Origin of the sequence: Xylanibacter oryzae DSM 17970 (assembly GCF_000585355.1) — a bacterium.
Taxonomy (GTDB): domain Bacteria; phylum Bacteroidota; class Bacteroidia; order Bacteroidales; family Bacteroidaceae; genus Prevotella; species Prevotella oryzae.
Genome location: NZ_KK073873.1, coordinates 2,824,207 through 2,847,585, shown reverse-complemented (window position 1 = coordinate 2,847,585; position 23,379 = coordinate 2,824,207). Strand labels below are relative to the sequence as shown.

General features: G+C 37.8%; 20 protein-coding genes and 4 tRNA genes. 11 read left to right on the top strand and 13 right to left on the bottom strand.

Annotated elements, in window-relative coordinates:
* Positions 1 to 5 precede the first annotated feature (5 nt).
* The 7 genes from argH (at position 6) to XYLOR_RS11530 (ending at position 6,423) form a co-directional block, all read left to right on the top strand.
* Positions 6 to 1,343, top strand: coding sequence for an argininosuccinate lyase (gene argH, locus XYLOR_RS11560; RefSeq protein WP_036879720.1), 1,338 nt, complete (start codon positions 6 to 8; stop codon positions 1,341 to 1,343).
* A gap of 6 nt (positions 1,344 to 1,349) precedes the next feature.
* Entirely contained in the window at positions 1,350 to 1,916 is a 567-nt protein-coding gene (locus XYLOR_RS11555) for a hypothetical protein (protein WP_036879718.1), read from the top strand.
* A gap of 71 nt (positions 1,917 to 1,987) precedes the next feature.
* Positions 1,988 to 2,060: transfer RNA gene (locus tag XYLOR_RS11550), tRNA-Gly, on the top strand.
* Positions 2,061 to 2,074: 14 nt separating this feature from the next.
* Positions 2,075 to 2,160: transfer RNA gene (locus XYLOR_RS11545), tRNA-Leu, on the top strand.
* Between the two features lie 20 nt (positions 2,161 to 2,180).
* A complete protein-coding gene (locus XYLOR_RS11540; protein ID WP_036881060.1) occupies positions 2,181 to 3,854 on the top strand; it encodes a tetratricopeptide repeat protein in 1,674 nt (557 codons plus the stop codon).
* Positions 3,855 to 3,866: 12 nt separating this feature from the next.
* Entirely contained in the window at positions 3,867 to 4,865 is a 999-nt protein-coding gene (locus tag XYLOR_RS11535) for a DUF4369 domain-containing protein (RefSeq protein ID WP_036879716.1), read from the top strand.
* Positions 4,866 to 4,878: 13 nt separating this feature from the next.
* Positions 4,879 to 6,423 (top strand): YifB family Mg chelatase-like AAA ATPase, encoded by a 1,545-nt coding sequence (locus XYLOR_RS11530; protein WP_036879713.1) that lies wholly within the window; start codon positions 4,879 to 4,881, stop codon positions 6,421 to 6,423.
* Positions 6,424 to 6,561: 138 nt separating this feature from the next.
* On the opposite strand, the gene XYLOR_RS11525 is transcribed toward XYLOR_RS11530, so the two are convergent.
* Together XYLOR_RS11525 and XYLOR_RS11520 are read right to left on the bottom strand one after the other, a co-directional pair.
* Positions 6,562 to 7,044, bottom strand: a complete 483-nt coding sequence (locus XYLOR_RS11525) for a pyridoxamine 5'-phosphate oxidase family protein (protein ID WP_211242078.1) — start codon at positions 7,042 to 7,044, stop codon at positions 6,562 to 6,564.
* A 28-nt stretch (positions 7,045 to 7,072) separates the two neighbouring features.
* Complete coding sequence (locus XYLOR_RS11520) at positions 7,073 to 8,194, bottom strand: alpha/beta hydrolase-fold protein (RefSeq protein ID WP_036879710.1); 1,122 nt, start codon at positions 8,192 to 8,194, stop codon at positions 7,073 to 7,075.
* A gap of 501 nt (positions 8,195 to 8,695) precedes the next feature.
* On the opposite strand from XYLOR_RS11520, the gene metG reads away from it, so the two are divergent.
* The 3 genes from metG to XYLOR_RS11505 all read left to right on the top strand — a co-directional run bounded on the left by metG (position 8,696) and on the right by XYLOR_RS11505 (position 11,880).
* Positions 8,696 to 10,741, top strand: coding sequence for a methionine--tRNA ligase (gene metG, locus XYLOR_RS11515; protein WP_036879707.1), 2,046 nt, complete (start codon positions 8,696 to 8,698; stop codon positions 10,739 to 10,741).
* Between the two features lie 227 nt (positions 10,742 to 10,968).
* A tRNA-Arg gene (locus tag XYLOR_RS11510) sits at positions 10,969 to 11,040 on the top strand.
* A gap of 42 nt (positions 11,041 to 11,082) precedes the next feature.
* Positions 11,083 to 11,880 carry an ADP-ribosylglycohydrolase family protein gene (locus XYLOR_RS11505; RefSeq protein ID WP_036879705.1) on the top strand — a complete coding sequence of 266 codons (798 nt, stop codon included), beginning with the start codon at positions 11,083 to 11,085 and terminating at the stop codon, positions 11,878 to 11,880.
* Between the two features lie 6 nt (positions 11,881 to 11,886).
* Here the strand turns inward: XYLOR_RS11505 and XYLOR_RS11500 are convergent, their stop codons facing one another.
* The 4 genes from XYLOR_RS11500 to XYLOR_RS11485 form a co-directional block, all read right to left on the bottom strand.
* The gene (locus tag XYLOR_RS11500) at positions 11,887 to 12,687 is read right to left on the bottom strand and encodes an energy transducer TonB (protein WP_036879702.1); all 801 of its coding nucleotides are present in this window, start codon (positions 12,685 to 12,687) and stop codon (positions 11,887 to 11,889) included.
* A 143-nt stretch (positions 12,688 to 12,830) separates the two neighbouring features.
* Entirely contained in the window at positions 12,831 to 15,845 is a 3,015-nt protein-coding gene (gene secDF, locus XYLOR_RS11495; protein WP_036879698.1) for a protein translocase subunit SecDF, read from the bottom strand.
* Between the two features lie 108 nt (positions 15,846 to 15,953).
* Positions 15,954 to 17,060, bottom strand: a complete 1,107-nt coding sequence (locus XYLOR_RS11490) for an endonuclease/exonuclease/phosphatase family protein (RefSeq protein ID WP_245602008.1) — start codon at positions 17,058 to 17,060, stop codon at positions 15,954 to 15,956.
* Entirely contained in the window at positions 17,032 to 17,976 is a 945-nt protein-coding gene (locus XYLOR_RS11485; protein WP_036879690.1) for a rhomboid family intramembrane serine protease, read from the bottom strand. Before XYLOR_RS11485 ends, XYLOR_RS11490 begins: the two co-directional genes overlap by 29 nt.
* A gap of 206 nt (positions 17,977 to 18,182) precedes the next feature.
* On the opposite strand from XYLOR_RS11485, the gene XYLOR_RS11480 reads away from it, so the two are divergent.
* Positions 18,183 to 18,455 (top strand): HU family DNA-binding protein, encoded by a 273-nt coding sequence (locus XYLOR_RS11480; protein WP_036879687.1) that lies wholly within the window; start codon positions 18,183 to 18,185, stop codon positions 18,453 to 18,455.
* Between the two features lie 195 nt (positions 18,456 to 18,650).
* On the opposite strand, the gene XYLOR_RS11475 is transcribed toward XYLOR_RS11480, so the two are convergent.
* The 7 genes from XYLOR_RS11475 to XYLOR_RS11445 form a co-directional block, all read right to left on the bottom strand.
* On the bottom strand, positions 18,651 to 19,454 hold the full coding sequence (locus tag XYLOR_RS11475) for a gluconate 5-dehydrogenase (protein ID WP_036881058.1): 804 nt from the start codon (positions 19,452 to 19,454) through the stop codon (positions 18,651 to 18,653).
* Positions 19,455 to 19,488: 34 nt separating this feature from the next.
* Positions 19,489 to 20,334 carry a 5-dehydro-4-deoxy-D-glucuronate isomerase gene (kduI, locus tag XYLOR_RS11470; RefSeq protein ID WP_036879684.1) on the bottom strand — a complete coding sequence of 282 codons (846 nt, stop codon included), beginning with the start codon at positions 20,332 to 20,334 and terminating at the stop codon, positions 19,489 to 19,491.
* Between the two features lie 171 nt (positions 20,335 to 20,505).
* Positions 20,506 to 20,576, bottom strand: a tRNA-Gln gene (locus XYLOR_RS11465).
* A 59-nt stretch (positions 20,577 to 20,635) separates the two neighbouring features.
* On the bottom strand, positions 20,636 to 21,934 hold the full coding sequence (gene tyrS, locus XYLOR_RS11460; RefSeq protein WP_036879671.1) for a tyrosine--tRNA ligase: 1,299 nt from the start codon (positions 21,932 to 21,934) through the stop codon (positions 20,636 to 20,638).
* 42 nt (positions 21,935 to 21,976) lie between these two features.
* Positions 21,977 to 22,228, bottom strand: a complete 252-nt coding sequence (yidD, locus tag XYLOR_RS11455; RefSeq protein WP_036879669.1) for a membrane protein insertion efficiency factor YidD — start codon at positions 22,226 to 22,228, stop codon at positions 21,977 to 21,979.
* A complete protein-coding gene (rnpA, locus tag XYLOR_RS11450; RefSeq protein WP_036879665.1) occupies positions 22,225 to 22,617 on the bottom strand; it encodes a ribonuclease P protein component in 393 nt (130 codons plus the stop codon). Before rnpA ends, yidD begins: the two co-directional genes overlap by 4 nt.
* A 14-nt stretch (positions 22,618 to 22,631) precedes the next feature.
* Positions 22,632 to 23,378, bottom strand: a complete 747-nt coding sequence (locus tag XYLOR_RS11445) for a uroporphyrinogen-III synthase (protein WP_036879661.1) — start codon at positions 23,376 to 23,378, stop codon at positions 22,632 to 22,634.
* Position 23,379 lies beyond the last annotated feature (1 nt).

The following is a 23,379-nucleotide window of genomic DNA, read 5'->3' as shown; positions in this document are numbered from 1 at the left end:
AAATAATGGCAAATAAACTCTGGGAAAAGAATTTTGAGATTAACAAAGAAATAGAGAGATTCACTGTAGGCCGTGATCGTGAATTGGACCTCTATCTCGCTAAATACGATGTTTTGGGTTCGATGGCTCATATCACTATGCTTGAAACTATCGGACTACTTACTGCTGATGAACTTAAACAATTATTGGCAGAACTCAAAAAAATCTATGCTGTCTGCGAACAAGGAAAGTTCGTAATTGAAGATGGTGTGGAGGATGTTCATTCCCAGGTAGAACTAATGCTCACTCGTAAACTTGGTGATATCGGAAAGAAAATTCATAGCGGACGCTCACGCAACGATCAGGTCTTGCTTGACCTTAAACTGTTTACTCGTCACGAACTTAAAGAGATAGCAGAAGCCGTAAAAATTCTGTTTGATGAACTAATACAGAAAAGCAATCAATACAAGGATGTTCTTATGCCTGGTTATACTCATCTGCAAATAGCTATGCCTAGTTCTTTCGGTTTGTGGTTCGGTGCTTACGCCGAAGGTCTTACAGACGATTTGCTTTTCTTGCAAGCTGCATACCGAATGACCAACCGTAATCCTCTGGGAAGCGCTGCCGGTTATGGATCTTCATTTCCTCTTAATCGCTCACTGACGACCAAACTACTTGGATTCGACTCAATGGACTATAATGTGGTTTACGCACAGATGGGACGAGGAAAGATGGAACGCAACGTAGCTTTTGCGATGGCTACTATTGCAGGGACTCTTGCAAAGATGGCTTTCGATGCATGCATGTTCAACTGTCAGAATTTCTCTTTTGTAAAATTACCTAAAGAGTGTACCACCGGTAGTAGTATAATGCCACATAAAAAGAATCCTGATGTATTCGAGCTTATACGTGCTAAAAGCAACAAAATACAAAGTCTGCCACAGCAGGTTATGTTGATAATGAACAATCTCCCCGTGGGATATTTCAGAGATCTACAGATTATCAAGGAAGTTTTCTTACCTGCATTTGATGAACTGAAAGACTGCCTGCAAATGGCAGCATACATAATAAATAAGATTGAGGTAAACAAGAATATACTTGACAACCCAATGTACGATCCAATGTTCTCTGTTGAAGAAGTAAATAGACTGGCTGCCGACGGAATGCCATTCCGCGATGCATATAAGAAAGTTGGACTCGACATAGAAGCCGGTAAATTTGTACCAAATAAAAATATTCATCACACTCACGAAGGCAGCATAGGTAATCTATGTAATGACAAAATACAAGCACTGATGAATAAAACTCTAGACGAATTCCATTTTGAGAATATTAAAGAGGCAGAAAAACAACTTCTGAAATAATTAAGCATGAAAGCTGTAAAATGTGCAATCACATCATTTGTATTGCTATTTCTATTTTCATGCAATACAGAATATGAGTTCAGCAATATCCCTTGTTTTCTTGTTATAGACAACGCTACACATAATGATCCAACATTAGCAGGAAGTCTAAACTCCATGTCATCAGGAATTTTTTGCTATATAAGTATAAATTCAAAATCCGGGGTACAATATTTTGCTTTTACTGATAACAATGGTAATAACTCAACTTCGATATTCAATGCTATTGACAGTAAAAGAAGTCTATTGCTAGGTATTAATAATGGTATATTTGTAGGCTACAGTACATTTGAGCCACACATTCTTTATGCCTACGACCGTCAATGTCCTAACTGTACAGATCCAAACAACCCTATCAAACAGAGAAATCCACTTACAATGAGTACCAATGGTATTGCAACATGCGCAAAATGCGGTAGACAATATGACATGAATAATGGTGGTATTATATCAAAAGGTGCTGCCGGAGAAAAGATGATAAGATATAGAGTGGCTTCTACAAGCCCATTTGGAGTGCTTAACGTCAATAATTAGCACATAATATTAAAATGTGTAAATTAGTTTGGCATTTCAAATAAATAGCATTATCTTTGCATTCACAATTCGCGGAAATAGCTCAGTTGGTAGAGCACGACCTTGCCAAGGTCGGGGTCGCGGGTCCGAGTCCCGTTTTCCGCTCAAGTAGTAATTGGGCCGCAATGGTGGAATTGGTAGACACGAGGGACTTAAAATCCCTTGGCCAGTAATGGCTGTGCGGGTTCGAGTCCCGCTCGCGGCACACCTAAAATCATTTCAATGATGCATAAAAATCTATTTATTCCTTTATCAGCTATTGTATTATTAGCTCTAACTTCTTGTTCAAAACTAGGAGTTTTATCTTCGGATAACTTTAATGTAACACCTAATCCGCTTGAAACTCAGGCAGGTCAAGTGCCAGTTACAATTAATGGTCTTTTCCCGGAGAAGTATATGAACAAAAAAGCCGTTGTTACTGTTATTCCAGAACTACGCTATGGTAACGGACTATCTACTCAAGGTAGTGGTGCTACTTTCCAGGGCGAGAAGGTTCAGAGCAACGACCAGACAATATCTTATCGTGTGGGTGGACGATATACGATGAAAACAAATTTCGTATACACACCAGACATGCATAAAAGTGATTTATATTTAACTTTTGATGCTAAGATAGGCAAGAAAAAAGTTAAAGTCCCTGCAGTTAAAGTTGCAACAGGAATAATCGCTACATCTGAATTATCAAAGAATACGTTGAAGACTTCTAATCCTTGTTTGGCTCTAGACTCTTTCAAGAGAGTAACAGAACAGAAACAGGAAGCTAACATTAAATTCCTTATCCAGCAGGCTAACCTCCGTAAAAGCGAGTTGAAGAACAATTCTGTTAAAGAGTTTGTAAATCTGCTGAAGAAAATCAATAAGGATAAAGAGGGACTTAATATAAATAATGTAGAAATCAGCGCTTACGCATCACCAGACGGAGGTGTTAAGTTGAACGATAAACTAGCCAACAAACGTCAGAATAGCTCTGAAAAATATGTTAAGGGCCAATTGAAACAAACTAAAGTTTCTGCTCCTGTTGATGCTAAATATACAGCACAAGACTGGGACGGTTTCCAGGAATTAGTAAAAGCATCTAACATACAAGACAAAGACCTTATTATACGTGTTCTTTCTATGTATCAGGATCCTCAACAGCGCGAACAACAGATAAGAAATATGTCTGCTGCATTCAAAGAACTTGCTGATGGAATTCTTCCTGAATTACGCCGTTCTCGTCTTACTATCAATTATGAGACAATCGGAAGAGATGACCAACAGATTCTTGACCAATTGGACAAAGACGCAAAGAAATTAAGCGTAGAGGAAATGCTTTATGCTGCAACACTTAAGGATAACAACAATGACAAGGAGACTGTTTACAAACAGACTACAGAAGTTTATCCTAACGACTACAGAGCATACAACAACATTGCTGTAATGGAACTTGCAAAGGGCAACACTAACGATGCGAAGGAATACTTACAGAAAGCATTGGAAGTTAATCCTAAAGCTCCTGAGGCTAACGGCAACCTAGGCTACATCGCTTTGCTTAATAATAACAAAGAAGAAGCTGAGACTTACATCCTTAAAGCACAAAACGCTAATGGAATAAATGAAGTTCTTGGAAATCTTAATTTGGCAAAGGGAAATTATGCTGAAGCTGAGAATAATTTCAATGGAATAAACAGCAACAGCGCAGCCTTGGCTCAGATTCTTAATAAAGACTATGCTAAAGCAGCAAATACGCTGAAGGGCGTAAAGAACAGTGATGCCATTACAGATTATCTAAGTGCAATACTTAACGCACGTACAGGTAATAATGACGCTGCAAGCATTCAATTGAAAAGAGCTATTTCTAAGGACTCATCACTTGCTGATTACGCAACTAACGATCTTGAGTTCGCGAAAATAAAATAAGACATTTCTAGGATGACGCGATTTATCGAATGTCTTTTATTCACCTTGGTCTTGATTTCATGTGGAACGGATAGCGATCATTTCAAAATCGAAGGACGTTTCAGAAATCTGAACCAAGGTGAATTCTATATATATAGCCCTGACGGCGGTATAAGTAAGTTGGATACTGTCAAGGTTCAAGATGGCGAATTCGCTTTCGAGACACCTTTGCAGAAAAAGGCCACTTTCATAATGGTATTCCCTAATTTCTCTGAACAAGCTATTTTCGGAGAACCTGGAAAAACGGCAAAAGTCTCTGGAGATGCATCGCACTTAAAAGAGATGGAAGTGAGTGGTAATGAGGACAATAAGCTTATGACTGACTTTAGGAAAAGCACTCTTAATAATTCTGATGATCAGATAAGAAGTAATATAGCGAATTTTGTAAAAGACCATCCTGAATCAATCGTCGGAATATATTTGGTAAGCAAATATTTTATACGTACAGCAAATCCCAACTATAATAAAGCTTTAGCCTTATTAGAAATTCTTGCTAATAATCAGAAGGATAATGGTTATCTCATTAATCTTAAAGATAACATATTTAGCCTTACTAAAACTTCAGGAAGTAAGCTGCCGGCATTTTCTGCGTTTAGTACTAGTGGAAACCGTATAAGTAATAGTAGCATAAACAGTGAGGTCACTGTCATCAATGTTTGGGCTAGTTGGAACAATGAGAGCATGGGTATACAACGCCAACTGCAATCATTAAAACGACAGTATGGAGGGAAGCTAGGACTTATTGGCATCAACATAGATGCTAGTAAAAAATTATGCACAGATGCTATGCGGAACGATTCAATAAAATGGGATAATGTCTGCGATGAACAGATGTGGGAAAGTCCTTTGTTGAAAGCTTTAGGTATCGGAGGCATACCTGATAATATCATTATAGGAAGAGGTGGAAAAATTATTGCCCGCTCTCTTAATGGTGGGGACCTTGAAAACAAATTGCGGACCATTTTAAAATAACAAGGAGGGCTATTTGTTAGTAAAGACTTATTGTGCTGCAGTCAACGGACTGGAAGCCACCATCGTAACTATAGAAGTAAGCATTACAAGAGGAACTTTTTATCATCTCACAGGACTTGCTGATGAAGCTGTCAGAGAAAGTCATGACCGTATTGTTGCAGCATTGCTCAACAATGGTTATAAATTTCCGGTAGCTGACATAACGGTAAACATGGCACCTGCTGATATACGAAAGGAAGGCAGTGGATATGATTTGCCTCTGGCTATAGGTATATTAGCAGCGAATGGCAATATTAAATCGGATAGTCTCAATGACTATATGCTTATTGGTGAGTTGGGACTAGATGGTAAACTGCAACCTGTACGTGGAGCTCTTCCTATTGCGATAAAGGCACGTGCAGAACATTATAAGGGTCTGATAGTACCAAAACAAAATATTAAAGAAGCTGCTGTCGTAAACAATATAAACGTGTACGGTATGGAAAATATCGTAGACGTCATTAATTTTTTTAACGGCGAACAAAATTTTGAACCAACTGTCATAGATACCCGTAAAGAATTTTATGAACATCAGAGTGAATTTGAATTTGATTTTTCAGATGTACGCGGTCAAGAAAACGTAAAACGCGCTTTGGAGGTTGCAGCTGCCGGTGGACATAACTTAGCCATGATTGGACCTCCCGGAAGCGGTAAATCAATGATGGCAAAGAGATTGCCATCTATTCTTCCACCACTTTCTTTAGCAGAAAGTCTAGAAACGACTCAAGTACATTCGGTAGCAGGCAAGTTGGGTAAAAACATGTCACTGATATCACAACGTCCTTTCCGTTCACCTCACCATACGATATCACAAGTAGCTCTTGTTGGCGGTGGTATAAATCCTCAACCCGGAGAGATTTCACTAGCCCACAATGGGGTATTATTTGCAGACGAACTACCAGAGTTCAGCAAATCCACTCTAGAAGTATTACGACAACCACTAGAAGATCGGAAGATAACGATCTCACGAGCTAAATATACAGTAGAATTCCCGTGTTCATTCATGTTTGTTGCATCAATGAATCCTTGTCCTTGTGGATATTACGGAGACCCAACCCATCATTGTGTCTGCACTCCGGGGCAGATTCAACACTATATGAATAAAATAAGTGGTCCACTACTCGACCGTATAGATATCCAGATTGAGATTTCTCCTGTTCCTTTCAAGGACATATCAAAGACAGCTCCAGGAGAAAGCAGTAAATATATACGTGAACGGGTAATAAAAGCCAGAAAGAGACAAGAAGAGAGATATAAGGGTTATAAAGGTATACATTGCAATGCTCAGATGAGTGAACGAATGATTCATCAATTTGCAGAACCGGATAGTCAAGGTATGGAACTTTTACGTATGGCCATGGAACGTCTTAACCTTTCGGCAAGAGCTTACAACCGAATTCTGAAGGTAGCCAGAACAATTGCCGACTTAGAGGATTACGACAATGTACAGCCTCAACATCTGGGCGAAGCCATAAGCTACCGTAATCTTGACCGTGGTGATTGGGCAGAACGTGGATGAAATCAATAAAACAACAAAAAATATAACTATTTTAAAACTATTACATTACCTAAGTTTTTGATAGTATCATAATACACATAGTTATATTAATGAACATTATTATAACATCCATTATTTATATTATATCTTTCGGAAAAATCAGAATTTTACAGTTCTTGGCGCTGATGCGAATGAATAATATGTTGCGGTTCCATCTTGAATATAAAGTACAGCAGTATTATTATCTGTAGCTGAATACATTTTATTGCCTGGATTCTTGTCGAGCATAAATTGTTTAGCTTCAACACGATCATCGTTGATAAGTCTACCCGTTATACGTATCCATTCCGTACCGTTCCTTTTCAAACCGCAAATCTCAAATTTGCCATTCACTTTCAGTTGTTTGAATACATCCTTTTTCTTTCCTGTCAAAAAATACAAATGATTTTCGTACACTGTTACAGCACTGAATGGACGTACATGAGGCTGGTCTGCTTCCACTGTCGCAAGAAAAAAAACGCCACATTCCTGTAGATAATTCATTACTTCTGTAGGACTCACTTTCTCAGTATTCTGAGCACTTAATGTTGTTGTAGCCATAAATAAAGCTAATGTCATAAGAAATTTTGCTGTTGCTTTCATTTTGATAATTATTTATTAGATATTCTTATTATTTAAATAACAATGGGGCGAACTCTTTAAGACTCCTTCGCCATGTTTGAAAAACATGCGCTGTTCCTGGTGATTCATAATATATATGTTTTACACCTGCTTTTTCCAAATCAAGGTGTATCTTGCGACCTGCTCCATCACCTTCAATCGAACCTTGACTGATAAAAAACACTTTTACTAACTTTGCAAATTCATCAGGTTTATTAAGCAAACCTTTATATGCAGATTGAATACCAGAAAAGCCAAATGGAGCTGCACTGAAAACACCTATATAAGCAAACTTGTCAAGATTGTCTTGAGATATCTGATATGTTTGTGCACCACCTAAAGAGAGTCCTGCTATAGCTCTGTGTTCACGATCTGTCAATGTGCGATATTCACTATCTACCATAGGTATTACATCACTGATAATTGTTTTGCAGAAGGCATCCCAAAAATGCTGTTTGTTGTTTTTTGATATGCCTGCAATTCCACCGTCTTCCATCACAATAATCATTGGCTTAGCCTTTCCTTCCGCAATAAGATTATCCAAAATAAAGTTTGCCCTACCCTGTTGCGACCATGCCCTGCGATCTTGATTCATTCCATGGAGTAAATAAAGTACAGGGTAACGACTTTTGGTATTCTTTTCATAAAAAGGAGGAGTATAAATATAGGCGTGGCGCATTTCTCCTGTCGACTTTGCCTTATACCATACAGAACGTACATCACCATGAGGTACATCTTTTATATCATAAAAGTTATTATTGCTTTCGGGTATATCAATACAACTGAAAATATGACCTGCATCCCAGAATGTCTCACTCAATGGGTCTGGCATATCTACTCCATTAACTTTTAATGCATAACAATAGAAACCAGGACTCATTGGATTAGTCGTACCTGTCCAGAAGCCATCGCTATCCTTTGTTAGCACAGTATTGTCAAGACTTACCTTCACACTTTCTGCTCCATCAATTTTAACCTTAAAATAGACTTTACCGGCATCATCTATACGTGGATAATCAGAACCGACTATATTGGTTGATGCTGCTTTTGTTCTTGCTGGAAGTTCTGACTGTTGCGCAATTATCGTATTAAGCGAAAATAACGCTAGAATAATAATTAGTGTCTTTTTCATTGATATTTGAAATTTATTATTTACGGTTATGTAATCTTTTATTTTTTCAATTCATAAAACAAATTATATTTACAATCCTTACGACTATAATAGTTGTACATATTAACAACGACAAATAGTATTACGATTATTAGACTGGGTTTTGTTTTATTGAATTTTACTTTAAACCAATGAATACGAACTTTTGTGGGTCACTGTATCCTTGTCTATAGTATAAATCCCAACAAATATACACCTTTCTTTTCAAACTGCAATGAATTTTCTTTATTTTCTTATTCTATTACAAGACATTTCGTTACAGAAACAACATTCTTTAAAATATAATGGTGATTTTTTATATGTAAAGAAAACTATGCTGTTACCTGAATGTTCATGAATGTTATAGTTTTACATGTAAAAATTTCTTATTGGCAAACCCATAGTAACTAAAACAGATACAAAAAGAAATGGATTTCTCAATAATATTTTGTAATTTTGCATCCAAAATATAATTGAAACTAAATGGAACAGAAAAATTATAAACGTACAACTGTTACCGCCGCCCTGCCATATGCCAACGGTGGTGTTCATATCGGTCACCTGGCAGGTGTCTATGTACCTGCTGATATATATGTCCGTTACCTGCGTCTTAAAAAGCAAGACGTTAAGTTTATCTGTGGTTCTGATGAGCATGGCGTGCCTATCACTATACGCGCAAAGAAAGAAGGATGCACTCCACAGGATGTAGTAGACCGCTACCATAAGATGATTAAGGACAGTTTTCATGATTTCGGTATAAGTTTTGATATATATAGTCGTACAACTTCTGAAACTCAGACTAAAGTCGCTTCTGATTTCTTCAGGAAACTTTATGATGAAGGCAAATTGATTGAGAAAACCAGCAAACAGTATTATGATGAGGAGGCTCATCAATTTCTGGCCGATCGGTATATTATGGGAGAATGCCCACACTGTCATAACCTTAAAGCTTATGGGGATCAGTGCGAGAAATGCGGTTCAGACCTCTCACCTCTTGAATTAATAAATCCACATAGTACAATAAGTGGTTCTGAACCAGTATTGAAGGAAACAAAGAACTGGTACCTACCGCTTAATGAATATCAAGACTGGTTGAAAAAATGGATTCTAGATGGCCATAAAGAATGGCGCCCTAATGTATACGGTCAGTGTAAAAGTTGGCTGGATATGAACCTACAACCTCGTGCTATGACACGCGACCTGGATTGGGGAATTCCGGTACCAGTAGATGGAGCTGATGGAAAAGTACTTTATGTATGGTTTGATGCCCCTATTGGATATATATCTAACACTAAGGAACTGATGCCTAATGACTGGGAAAAATGGTGGAAAGACCCAGAGACTCGTCTAGTGCACTTTATCGGCAAAGATAACATTGTATTCCATTGCATCGTATTCCCTGTAATGCTTAAAGCACACGGAGATTATATTCTGCCAGACAATGTACCTGCAAACGAATTCCTTAACCTAGAAGGTGATAAGATATCTACATCACGCAATTGGGCTGTATGGCTCCATGAATATTTAGTAGACTTACCCAACAAACAGGATGTGTTGCGCTATGTTCTTACAGCTAACGCGCCTGAAACAAAAGACAACGACTTTACTTGGAAAGACTTTCAGGCTCGTAATAACAATGAACTAGTAGCTGTATACGGCAATTTCGTTAACCGTGCATTACAGCTCACCAAGAAGTATTTCAATGGAATAGTTCCTGAATGCGGAGAATTGCTTGACATCGACAAACAAGCTCTTGACGAATTCAAGGACGTAAAAAAGAATGTGGAGAACTTGCTAAATATCTTCAAATTCCGCGATGCACAGAAAGAGGCAATGAATCTGGCCCGTATAGGTAACAAATACATTACCGACTGCGAACCATGGCATGTAGCTAAGACTGATATGGAGCGAGTAAAGACTATCCTTTACATCTCACTGCAATTGGTAGCTAATCTCGCCATCGCATTTGAACCATTCCTGCCTTTCAGCAGCGACAAGTTGCGTAAAATGTTAAATATGGAATCTTTTGATTGGAATCAGTTGGGTAATACAGACTTACTGAAAGCCGGCCATCAGTTGGCAGAACCGGAACTTCTGTTCGAGAAAATAGAGGATGAAGTAATAGAAAAACAAGTTCAGAAGCTCCTTGATACAAAGAAAGCTAACGAAGAGGCCAGCTATAAAGCAAAGGAAATAAAGAAGACTATCACATTCGATGATTTCGAAAAACTGGATATTCGTGTGGGACATATCAAGAACTGTGAGAAAGTTAAGAAAGCTGATAAACTCCTGAAATTCACCATTGATGACGGTTCTGGTAAAGATCGTACTATCGTAAGCGGTATAGCAAAATTTTATAATCCTGAAGAACTTATAGGCAAAGACGTTTGCTTCATTGCTAATCTAGCTCCACGTACACTTAAAGGTATTGAGAGTCAGGGTATGATTCTTTCTGCTGAGAATTTTGACGGCAACCTAAGTGTTACTACTATAGATAAAGTTGTAAAACCAGGGAGTGAAGTGAAATAAAGAAAATTTCAATTAAGATAACACATACATCCTACATCCCATAAAATTATATATGGAGATGTGGGATGAATGCTTTTACATTAGTAGGTACAACATAATACGTCATAAGATGGTCTTAGCAAAGTAATATATACCATTTTTTATGGTAAAAAAAGTCTGAGAAACACATTTCCTCATAATTTTATCTCAGATTAAGTACAAAATTTGTATCTTTGCAAAACAAAGGAGCTCCCATAGTTAAATGGATAGAACGGAGGTTTCCTAAACCTTTGATCCGAGTTCGATTCTCGGTGGGAGTACAATTCGGAATTATTATTATTAACTGCAAATCTTATACGCTAATGCTTGGAGCTATTATTGGAGATATTGCCGGTTCTCGTTTCGAATTTGACGAACCCCCACGGAAAGGTTTTAAATTTTTCTCAACAGATTGTGGATATACAGACGACACTGTATGTACAGTTGCTATTGCCGATGCCATAATAAATGGCAAGAGCTACAAAGAAAGCCTACTTAAGTGGTGTAGGAAATATCCTACTCCAAAGGGTGGATACGGCAACAGGTTCAATCAATGGATACATTCAGACGATCCACAGCCAAATGATAGTTGCGGCAATGGTGCAGCCATGAGGGCTAGTGCTGTAGGATGGCTATTTGATGACTATCACACAATACTAGAAGAAGCAAAAAAATCAGCAGAGATATCACACAACAACCCTGAAGGTATAAAGGGAGCGCAATGTATTGCGGCTCTTATATACTGGCTAAGAACATGCCGAATAGGCAAAGAGGACGTAGAAAAAAGCGTTATGAAAGCCTTCGAATATGAAATTCCACCATTAGATGTAATAAACACTATTGGTGCTTCAGGGCATTTTGATGCCATATGCCAAGAGACTGTACCTTGGGCGATAAGGTGCTTTCTTGAAGCAGACAGTTTTGAAGATACAATAAGACTGGCTATTATGGCTGACGGTGACACAGACACCAAAGCCAATATTGCCGGTGCTATAGCAGAGGCTTATTATGATATACCTGACAATATTACTGATGCAGCACTTGAATATTTACCAAAAGATATGTTAGGCATAATAAGTGACGTCTGTTCTATTATAAAGGAAAAAATAAACAAAGGCTAGGATCTATCATACCATTTTGAATACGATAGGTATGACACATTTTGTACGTACTGGCTTACCTTTTTCTGTTCCAGGTTTCCACTTTGGCATCATGTTCAAGACTCTGATAACTTCCTTATCACATGCCTCATTCAAGGATTGGATTATCTTTATATCCGAGATTGAACCATTCTTATTTACAATAAACTGAACGACTACTTTTCCTGCAACTTTTTGTTGTTGTTCAGCTATTGGATACTTCAAGTTTTTAGTCAGCCACTTCATAAAAGCAGTTGCTCCTCCGGGGTATTCGGGCAATTGTTCTATTATTCTGAATATAGGTTTATCTTCATTAGCATTTACAGCGTTATGAAGTGTTGTCTTATTATTAAAGCCTGTAGTGTCTGCAGGCACTCCTGCAACACTTATATTAACACCCTGTCCATCCTTACTTTGAGATGTCTGATCAGCATCATTTACATCTTTATCTGGTTTAATTACCGGGACATCAGATTTAGCATGATCAATCACACTTTTCCGCATTTGTGGAGCAAGCCCCATCGACTGCACAGCCAAGCGATATTTGTTTTCTGCAGGTTTCATATCAGATAACTGCACTACATCTATCACCTTCGACTTATTACTCGTAAAGACAGTAGACAAAGATATGAAAAGCAACGGTAATAATACAGATGCCAGTAATATTAGAAGCACAACCATATAACGGTGTGTAGATTCGGTACGTATCTTGTATGCACCGTATTTTTTATTTTTACCATCAAAGATTATATCGCACCATTCTCTGGATGTTATATCAATCTTACTCATTCTAACAAGACTTTAAAAGTTCCACTACTAATTCGACCCCGAGTGTTTTATCTTATATAAAAAGGAATGTAACACATTCTCATAAATAAGAGTGTTACATTCCATTATTTTATTTTTACAGAGTTGCAAACTCTACTGTTTAATTAAACTTTAGCCTCAACCATTTCAGCCTCATGCCCTTTATCATTTTTGGCCTCACGCTCCATTATAAGGTAAGCAATAGGAGCCGCAACAAATACTGATGACAAAGTACCGAATATTACACCAATAACCATAGCGAACGAGAAGCTACGTATACTTTCTCCACCGAAGAAGAAGATACAGAGCAATACAATTAACACGGTCATTGAAGTATTAACGGTACGGCTCAATGTAGCATTCAATGCATCATTGAATGTTTGATGTATATCGCCTTTATTTCCACGCAAATGGAATATCTCACGAACACGATCAAAAACAACGACCTTATCAATAACGGAATAACCTGTTATGGTAAGAATAGCTCCAATAAACGTTTGGTCTATCTCAAGCGAGAATGGCACAATGCCCCATAGCATTGAATAGAATCCAATTACGATTACAGTATCTATTGCTAAAGCTATAGTAGAACCTACAGAATAAGCCATGTTTCTGAAACGAAGAAGTATATAAAGGAAGATGGCTATTAATGACAGTATTACACTGACAATAGCGCCATAAGTTATGTCCTTTGCTACAGAAGGTCCTACCTTTGTACTACTGATTATAGAGCCACCTTGTCCAACATCTGGTTTTTTGAATTCATCTACACTCTTCTGTGTAATCATCTTTGATTTTGTCAAAGCCTTAAACAGAATTGTCTCAACCTCACCATCTACAGATGATTTGTTTGACTCAATCTTATAGTTAGTAGAGATACGTATTGTCTTATGATCTGTGCCAAGAGATATTGCTCCAACTGTACTATTAGGGAAGTATGGAGTGATTGCATCGCGTACCTGCTCTGGTTCAATCGCTTTATCAAATTTAACAACATAGTTACGTCCTCCAGTAAAATCAATGCTCTTACTCAATCCACGAACAAAGAAACATGCTATAAATACTGCTATCAATACAACCGTGATATAAAATGCCTTTTTATAATAACCAATAAAGTTTATCTTGGTATTCTGAAGCATATGACGAGAGAATTTCGTTACAAAATTCTGATTCAGCCATCTATCGTGTCTCATCTGATGTTCAAATACAAGACGTGTCATGAAGACAGCTGTAAAGAATGAACAGCAAATACCGATAATCAATGTAGTTGCGAAACCACGTATAGGACCTGTTCCGAATACATACAGGATAACACCTGTTATGATAGAAGTAAAGTTGGAGTCAAAGATAGCAGAGAAAGCTTTGGAATAACCGGCCTTCATTGCATCTCGTGCATTTTTACCTGCTCGGAGTTCCTCTTTTGTTCGTTCGTATATAAGCACATTCGCATCCACCGCTATACTCAACGACAGGACTATACCGGCAATTCCAGGCATTGTAAGCGCCGCCTGAAAAGACGTTAATATTCCAAGAGTAAAGAATAGGTTGAACATCATTGCCATATTTGCCAGCATACCAGGTATGACATCATAAAGAAGTACCATGTATACCATCAAGAGTACAAATGCGATGGCAAATGAAGAAATACCTTGCTGGATAGATTCAGCACCAAGCGATGGTCCTACTATTTCCTCTTGAACAATACGTGTAGGAGCCGGCATCTTACCAGACTTCAATGTATTTGCGAGGTCTTTTGTATCCTCAATAGTAAAGTTACCACTAATATTAGAGCTACCACCATCAATTTCACCACTTACACGTGGTGCACTGTATACAGAACCATCAAGAACAATAGCGATAGCTTTGCCTATGTTGGCTTTAGTAAGTTGAGCCCAACGACGAGCACCGTCTGGGTTCATCTGCATACTTACGCATGGACGTCCAAAATTATCAAACTCATCCTTTGCATTTATGATAACATTCCCCTCTAGAGGAGCACGCCCTGAAGATTCTGTAACCTTAATAGCATGAAGTTCGAATATTTCACCCTTCTTGTCAAACTCAGCTGATTTAGCACTCCAAAGTAATTTAACATCTGAAGGCAACACTTGTTTTGCTACCTGAGAATAAATCATTCGGTCTATAGCTGCTGTATCGCGAAAAGATGCATAACCTACTACACTCATACTCTCACCCTGTGAAGGTTGGAATATTGAGAACAAAGGATGCGCCTTCTTAGCCTGAGCGACCTGAGCATTTTCTTTAGCTTTGTTCTTTGCACCTGCTTTGGCACTAAGTGCAGCTGCCAAATTTCCTGTTTTTACAGAAGAAGCCCCAACACTTGCTGTATCTTTTTTAGCAGAAGCGGTATCAGCTCCATTGGCTAATCTTGAATCCAACTGCTGTAAATATGGTGCAATCTCCTGATTATTATAAGTCTCCCAAAATTCCAGATTGGCACTTCCCTGAAGCAATTTACGAACACGTTCAGGCTCTTTTACACCTGGCATTTCAACCATGATGCGTCCCATCTGTCCTTCTAACTTCTGAATATTAGGCTGAACTACACCGAATTTATCAATACGGTTACGTACAACGTTGTAAGAATTGTCTACTGCAGAAGAAACCTCTGCGCGCAATGCCCTCTCAACTTCAGAGTTAGAACTTGAAGTACTAACTTTACCCTTCATTTGCTGTGTAGCAAAAATTTCTGCAAGATGATGTCCCGGAGCATTCTGTTTATAAGCACTTACAAACAGAGAAATGAAATCACTATGACTTTGTTCTTCTTCAGCCTTAGCTTCGTTCATTGACTTTACGAATGCAGCATCAGTCTTGTGATCTGCCAAAACTTCGATTACGTCTGGTACTGAAACCTCAAGAATAACGTTCATACCGCCCTTCAAATCAAGTCCGAGACCGATTTCCATGTCACCACACTGTTTAAGTGAGTAAACTCCCATGTAGACTTTCTCGTTTTTCAATGAATCAAGATATTCCTGGCCTGAGCCTTTCTTAACTTTTTCCATTGCCGCAGCTTTACTTTCGTAATGTCGCGTTACAAACGAGAAGGAAAGATAGAAGACACACACCAAAATAAGCAATAGCGTGATAAACTTTACTAATCCTTTGTTTTGCATTTTTTTATTAGATATTATTTAATTATTATTTTTCATTGCCATAAAGACTTGCAAATATAGTCATTTTTTCACATTACGGAAAATTTATAAGCGTTTTTCCATTATTTTTTAGAGTTTACGGTGCTTTTTCATCCAACAATAGATAGGATAGTGATCAGATGCTTTTGTTTTTTTATCTACTTTGCAATTATATGGGGTCCAATCTGATGAGCACATTATATTGTCTATTCTTACATAAAACCCTCTGCGATTATAAGATATGCCTATACCATTACCTGTCTTGACATAACAGTCGGTTAGTTCTTTAGCTATCATTCTACGAGAATAGGATATTGGATTGTCATTGAAGTCTCCACACAATATAATACTTTCTCTGCTATGGGCTTTTATATATTCTACGACTTTATCGACTTGGTGACATCTGATAGCACCAGAAAGTGCAAGTCGCTGCATCAACTTCTTTGATTCTATTTTTGCAGTGTCTTTTTTCATTTGTCCCTTTAATATTTCCTTGTATGACTTGCGATCATCTTGGGTCAGATGACAGTTTTCAAAATGGTTGTTTATAACAAGAATGGTATCGGTTCCTATTTTCAAATGATATGCCATTGAACCATTATTTTTGGATTCATACAATATTCTCTCTTTCGAAACTATAGGATAACGACTATAAAATCCCATACCATTTGTATCACCTATTTTGGTTATATCACGATACTTATAACGTGATAGTCTGTTGTTGATTTTATTACGCAACTGTTCATCAGCCATATCCTCTTGCAGGCATACTATATCTGCATCACTATTGCGTATATACTCAACGACAGGATAGGTACCGTCAGCATTAACAGAATCTATACCAAAAGATTCCACATTGTAAGAAAGTATTTTTATTGCTCCAGAAGGAACCTTTTTGCTCTTGTTTATGGGATAATACACACTGATTGAAGCATAGCATACGATAAATCCCAGCACAGGTATCCACACTCCCCTGAAGTGGAATAAGACCCAGAATATAAGGAACAGTAAATTAAAGAACAAAAACAAAGGAAACATCAGACCTGCGCAAGCTATATAAGGATGACTGGCCGGATATACGTAATCGGAAAATCCCAAGAAGAACATTATGATGATCGTTGCAATATTAGCACCTGCTATCATCTGTAATGTTATCGTCTTCAGTTTCTTAAGCATTATTGTTTCTACTACTGTCAAAGAGTTTTTGCTTCTCTTCTTTACTTAGACTGTCATACCCGCTGCGCCTCACTTTGTCCAAGATACGATCTATTTCTTCTTGTTTAACTTTTTTGCGAGCATTGTATTCCCAGTCCTTGTTTTCATCTGCATTATAGGTTTTATCCGAATTATTCTTTGGCTTTTTCTTTGTATGATTATCCCAGTTGGTTTTCAATCGGTCAAAGAACTGATGTCCCATAGACTGCCCATAACCATTATATCCTATTGTAGGGTGCTTCTGCCAGTAGCGTATCAGAATAAATCCGAAAAGCATACCACCAAGATGAGCAAAATGTGCTACCTGATCACCTGGTGTAGCTAACGCTGAAACCAGCTCAATCACAACATAAAAGATGACAAACCATTTTGCCTTTATAGGAATAGGCAAAGGGAATATGAATAGTTTCTCTTCAGGGAATAGCATACCGAATGCAAGAAGAATAGCATATACAGCTCCTGATGCACCAATAGTGGTCCAAGCATTAAGGGCATTTGCATTTGTCTGACCGATAAGTATAAGATCTGATATGCTTGATACGTGAGAAGCTCCTGTTGCGATGAAATAAAATGACACGAGCTGAGCTATCTCTTGCATAACGCCGGCCCCGATACCGCATAAAATGTAATAAAAAAGGAATTTCTTTGGTCCCCACACATTTTCAATTACGCAACCAAACATCCATAGGGCAAACATATTAAAAACTATATGCTGTATACCACCATGCATGAACATGTATGTTATCAACTGATATAGATGAAAATCTGATGCCATGAAGAAATGCAGACCAAGAATATTATCCAGATCTATACCTACACGTTTGAGCACAAAAGAGGCAATAAACGCAATAACGTTTATTATAAGTAGATTTTTTGTTATAGTCGGTATGCGTATCATTATGCTTTTTCTTATTTAATATAATAGCAACGGCAAAAGTACTAAAAATATCTGTTTTAACGCACAAAAGGTGCTCTATAGAGACTTTTTTTCACTAAATTCTCAACTTTTTTTTATTTTTTGTTTGAAAAATGAAATGATTAACCTATATTTGCGAATAAAATAAGGCTATAAATAATATATTAACTAATTAATAAATCAGTTTTATGAATAAGTCAGAATTAATTGATCAGATCGCAGCTGCATCAGGTCTTTCTAAAGGCGATTCAAAGAAGGCTTTGGACGCTACAGTAAAAGCTCTTAAAGAGGCTTTAGTTAAAGGTGATAAAATAGCATTGGTTGGTTTCGGTACATTCAGTGTAAACGAGCGCCCAGCCCGTGAAGGCATTAACCCTGCAACAAAACAGAAAATACAAATTGCTGCTAAAAAAGTAGCTAAATTTAAAGCTGGTGCAGAATTAACAAACGAGCTGAACTAATTTCTGTAAAGAAAAATGGGCAAACAAGCCCACTGCTTAAAAGATAAGGGGACATAACCAATATGGTGTGCCCCCTTATTTATTGTATATATGTCATAATACAAACTTATCATGTAAACAATTTAATTATAATATAAAAAAAATAGATGTCAGACTCAGCCTGGCATCTATTTTATATTTTAACCTTAAAAACAATCAAGGTTGTTTGCCAATATAAGCAAGTATACCGCCATCAACATACAATATATGTCCGTTGACGAAATCAGATGCATCTGATGCAAGGAACACAGCCGGTCCCATCAAATCCTCAGGTGTACCCCAACGTGCTGCAGGTGTTTTGGATACGATAAAACTATCGAATGGATGGCGACTACCATCTGCCTGACGCTCACGTAATGGTGCTGTCTGTGGTGTTGCTATATAGCCTGGGCCTATTCCATTGCACTGAATATTAAATTCACCAAACTCTGAACAAATATTGCGAGTCAACATCTTAAGTCCTCCCTTTGCTGCTGCATAAGCAGAGACTGTTTCGCGACCCAGTTCACTCATCATAGAGCAAATATTTATAATTTTGCCATGGCCCTTCTTCTTCATACCCGGAATTACAGCCTTTGATACAATAAAAGGTGCATTAAGGTCTATATCTACTACCTGTCTGAAATCCTCAACACTCATCTCTGTCATAGGGATGCGTTTGATTATTCCGGCATTGTTAACAAGGATATCTATTACGCCGACTTCCTTTTCGATATCGGCAATCATTGCATTTACTTCTTTTTCGTTAGTAACATCACAAATATATCCTTTAGCATCAATATTCTTTGCTTTATAATCAGCCAAAGCCTGATCAAGGTGTTTCTGACTACGACAGTTGAAAACTATTTTAGCCCCAGCTTTAGCATAAGCTTCCGCTATTGCAAAACCAATACCATAAGCAGCTCCGGTTACGAGGGCCACTTTACCTTCAAGAGAGAAATTCTTTGAAAATGTATCCATCATTTATCCTCAATTATAATATTATAAATAATAGTTATTTAAGATCTGTAATCTCAGAGAAGTCCTGATCTCCATAATCAAGGTTTTCACCTCCCATACCCCATATGAATGTATAATTGTGTGTAGCTGCTGCAGAGTGGATACTCCATTCAGGAGATAGAACAGCCTGGTCTCCCTTCATCCATATATGACGTGTCTCATCTATCTGACCCATAAAGTGGCATACTGCCTGATCTTCAGGTACTTCAAAGTAGAAATAAGCCTCCATACGGCGTGAATGTACATGGGCAGGCATTGTATTCCAAACGCTTCCGGGAGCCAATTCTGTCATTCCCATCTGTATCTGGCATGTAGGCAATACCTGTGTTACAATCATCTTATTAATATTACGTTCATTGCTTGTTTCAAGAGCTCCCATATGAGCCACAACAGCATCTTTCTTTGTTACTTTCTTACATGGATACTCTTTATGAGCTGTTACACTGTTGAAATAGAATTTAGCAGGTTTAGATGCATCTTTGCTTGAAAATACTACTTCACGGTCACCACGGCCTACATAAAGAGCCTCTTTAAAATCTAATTCGAATGTTTCATCTCCAACCTTAACTATTCCGGTTCCGGCACCTACGTTATAGATACCCATTTCACGATGAGAAGTGAAGTATTCAGACTTAATAGGATCGATTGCCTCTAATTTCAGTGATTCACTAACAGGCATTGCTCCACCTACAATCATACGATCGTACATAGAATATACCATATTTACCTCATCAGCAGCAAATACTTTTTCGATCAAGAAATCGCGACGGATTCTTTTTGTGTCATAGCTCTTCGCGTCCTCAGGATGGGCAGCGTAGCGTATTTCATAATTTGTTTTCATAATTAAGATGTTATTTTTTAATTTGTTTTGCCGCAAAGATACAATTTTTTTATGAATATCGTATATTATTTATCCGTTTCTTTATTGAAGAATACTTAAAATAAGATCCGAAACTTGTTCATTGTATAAAAAAAAAGAGAATCAAGATATCTTCTCAATTCTCTCTTATTGTTGTCCTAGGCGGATTCGAACCACCACTGACAGAACCAAAAACTGTAGTGCTACCATTACACCATGGGACAATAACGGGTGCAAAGGTAGTAGTTTTTTTAACTATTACCAAATTTTTGCACCGTTTTTTTTATTTTACTGTTAATAGGTAGTAATTCTTCTTACCACGCTGAACCAACAAATACTTTCCGTCTATCAAATCTTCGGCTGTAATTACACTATCGAAAGATTGTAGTTTCTCTTTATTGAGTGATACTCCACCACCCTGTACCAGTTTACGCATTTCTCCTTTGCTGGCAAATACAGGTGCATTCTGTGTGAATATATCTACTGCGGGTTGGCCAAGGGCATCTTTACTAATGTCATAATGCGGCACTCCCTCAAAGATACTTAGCAATGTGTCTTCATCAAACTTCTGCAGTGTTTCTTTTGTTCCTTTACCAAAAAGGATATTTGAAGCCTCAACTGCAGTATTATAATCTTCCTCAGAATGTACCATTACTGTTACTTCCTTAGCAAGACGTTTCTGCAGTACACGACAACCTGGATCTTGCTTATGTTCGTCTACTAGTGTATCAATAGTGTCTTTATCAAGATCTGTGAATATCTTTATATAACGTTCGGCATCATCATCGCTCACATTGAGCCAGAACTGGTAGAACTTATATGGTGTTGTACGTTTTGGATCCAGCCATATATTGCCACTCTCAGTTTTACCGAATTTTTTTCCGTCTGCCTTCGTTATAAGAGGACAAGTAAGTGCATATGCTTCAGTTTCGCTACCAAGTGTACGGCGTATAAGTTCCGTACCTGTAGTCATATTACCCCACTGATCATTACCACCCATTTGCAACTTGCAACCCTTAGCCTGATACAAATGAAGGAAATCATAACCCTGAAGCAACTGATATGTGAATTCTGTGAAAGAAAGTCCGTCACGGGCTTCACCATTAAGACGCTGTTGAACGCTCTCTTTGGCCATCATATAGTTGACCGTGATATGCTTACCTATATTACGAACGAAATCAAGAAATGTCATATCTTTCATCCAGTCGTAATTGTTTACCAATTCAGCTTTATTAGGAGCATCACTCTCGAAATCAAGAAATTTAGCCAATTGCTTTTTGATGCATTCCTGATTATGACGTAGAGTGTTCTCATCAAGAAGGTTACGCTCAAGACTTTTACCGGAAGGATCACCAATCATACCTGTAGCTCCACCTACTAATGCAAGAGGTTTATGACCACAACGCTGCAAATGGCTCAACATCATTATGCCACAAAGGTGACCGATATGTAATGAGTCTGCCGTTGGGTCAGTTCCAAGATATGCTGTTACCATCTCTTTTTGAAGAAGTTCTTCAGTACCTGGCATAATCTGACTAAGCATTCCACGCCATTTTAATTCTTCAACAAAGTTCTTATTCATCGAATGATTTATTTTGTATTATTATTTATATCTAAAAGATTCTCAAGGTACAGGATCATATCCGCTTCCACCCCATGGATTACATCTTAATATTCTCCATATAGCCAATGCTAATCCTTTTATTGGACCATGTTTGCGCAAGGCTTCTACTGCATACTGAGAACATGTGGGTGTAAACCTACATGAAGAAGGTGTAAATGGACTGATACAGCGTTGGTAGAAAAATATCGGTATACATAACACCAACACTATTAAATGTGATATCAGGCGATATATATTCTTCAATACGTTCATGATTTCTCATTAATCCTATGTAGAAGCGCCACCATCCTACTTTCTATCTCTTCAGAACTATATAACTTGTCGGCAAGCCATATAAAAGCTATTTCCAGTGTCTTACCTTCATGTCCAGGCATTGCATCAGACAAAATAGTTTTATTGAGCCTAAAAGATTCTCTAATCTGCCTTTTTACCCTATTGCGCTTTACTGCGCGCTTAAAGTGCCGCTTAGAGACACTCACCAATATCTGTACCGCTACCCCCTCGTCATCTCTATCCACAAATGTATAGACTGCTCTAAGAGGGAAAATTGACATTGAACGGCTACAGCCGCCCGTGAAAAGTTTCTCTATTAAAGATCTTCTGCTTATTCGTTCTTTTTTTTTAAGTGTTAGAGCAACCAAGGCGGTCTTAATATTTATTTATGTTCTTCAAGAAAGTGTTCCAAAGCGCCTGTCATAGAAGTGAATTCCTTAGATGGAGCCTGCAAATCCAAACGCAAGTTAGAGTCGGTGACAGCCTTAGCCGTAGTAGGACCAAAAGTGCCAATAGCAATCTTACCTTGTTTAAAATTAGGGAAATTCTTCACGAGAGACTGCACCCCCGAAGGGCTGAAGAATATCAGCATATCATAATCAAAAGACTTTATCTCATCTTCAGAGAAGTCATTGCTTACAGTACGATACATTACACATTCTGCGTGAAGAAGTTTTTTAGAATCCAAAAGTTCTGCTACACTATTATCGTGAACATCACTTAGTGGTACAAGGAATTTCTCTGTTTTATGTTTTAACATTGTAGGCACAAGATCCGCGATTTTGCCTACTGTTCCAAAAAACACTTTTCGTTTACGATACTGCACGTATTTCTGTATATATAAAGCTACTGTCTCTGTAACACAGAAATACTTCATTTCTTCCGAAATAGTAATGCGTAGTTCTTTAGCAAGTTTGAAGAAGTTATCTACCGCATGGCGAGATGTGAATACAATTGCACTAAAATCTAAGATATTAATACGCTGCAGACGGAATTCCTTAGCAGATATGCCTTCAACCTTTATAAAAGGACGAAAAACTAGTTCAACGCCATACTTTGATGCAATATCAAAGTACGGTGACTTTTCACTTGCCGGTTTAGGCTGAGAAACTAAAATCTTCTTAATCATC

What these genes read in the sequence shown, in the direction of transcription:
- XYLOR_RS11525 (WP_211242078.1), bottom strand. Translation starts at nt 7,044, where the DNA reads ATGAAAGCAACAGCAAAATTTCTTATGACATTAGCTTTATTTATGGCT.
- XYLOR_RS11480 (WP_036879687.1), top strand. Translation starts at nt 18,183, where the DNA reads ATGAATAAGTCAGAATTAATTGATCAGATCGCAGCTGCATCAGGTCTT.
- metG (WP_036879707.1), top strand. Translation starts at nt 8,696, where the DNA reads ATGGAACAGAAAAATTATAAACGTACAACTGTTACCGCCGCCCTGCCA.
- XYLOR_RS11520 (WP_036879710.1), bottom strand. Translation starts at nt 8,194, where the DNA reads ATGAAAAAGACACTAATTATTATTCTAGCGTTATTTTCGCTTAATACG.
- XYLOR_RS11485 (WP_036879690.1), bottom strand. Translation starts at nt 17,976, where the DNA reads ATGATACGCATACCGACTATAACAAAAAATCTACTTATAATAAACGTT.
- XYLOR_RS11500 (WP_036879702.1), bottom strand. Translation starts at nt 12,687, where the DNA reads ATGAGTAAGATTGATATAACATCCAGAGAATGGTGCGATATAATCTTT.
- yidD (WP_036879669.1), bottom strand. Translation starts at nt 22,228, where the DNA reads ATGAACGTATTGAAGAATATATATCGCCTGATATCACATTTAATAGTG.
- argH (WP_036879720.1), top strand. Translation starts at nt 6, where the DNA reads ATGGCAAATAAACTCTGGGAAAAGAATTTTGAGATTAACAAAGAAATA.
- XYLOR_RS11475 (WP_036881058.1), bottom strand. Translation starts at nt 19,454, where the DNA reads ATGGATACATTTTCAAAGAATTTCTCTCTTGAAGGTAAAGTGGCCCTC.
- tyrS (WP_036879671.1), bottom strand. Translation starts at nt 21,934, where the DNA reads ATGAATAAGAACTTTGTTGAAGAATTAAAATGGCGTGGAATGCTTAGT.
- XYLOR_RS11555 (WP_036879718.1), top strand. Translation starts at nt 1,350, where the DNA reads ATGAAAGCTGTAAAATGTGCAATCACATCATTTGTATTGCTATTTCTA.
- secDF (WP_036879698.1), bottom strand. Translation starts at nt 15,845, where the DNA reads ATGCAAAACAAAGGATTAGTAAAGTTTATCACGCTATTGCTTATTTTG.
- XYLOR_RS11540 (WP_036881060.1), top strand. Translation starts at nt 2,181, where the DNA reads ATGCATAAAAATCTATTTATTCCTTTATCAGCTATTGTATTATTAGCT.
- kduI (WP_036879684.1), bottom strand. Translation starts at nt 20,334, where the DNA reads ATGAAAACAAATTATGAAATACGCTACGCTGCCCATCCTGAGGACGCG.
- XYLOR_RS11535 (WP_036879716.1), top strand. Translation starts at nt 3,867, where the DNA reads ATGACGCGATTTATCGAATGTCTTTTATTCACCTTGGTCTTGATTTCA.
- XYLOR_RS11505 (WP_036879705.1), top strand. Translation starts at nt 11,083, where the DNA reads ATGCTTGGAGCTATTATTGGAGATATTGCCGGTTCTCGTTTCGAATTT.
- XYLOR_RS11445 (WP_036879661.1), bottom strand. Translation starts at nt 23,378, where the DNA reads ATGATTAAGAAGATTTTAGTTTCTCAGCCTAAACCGGCAAGTGAAAAG.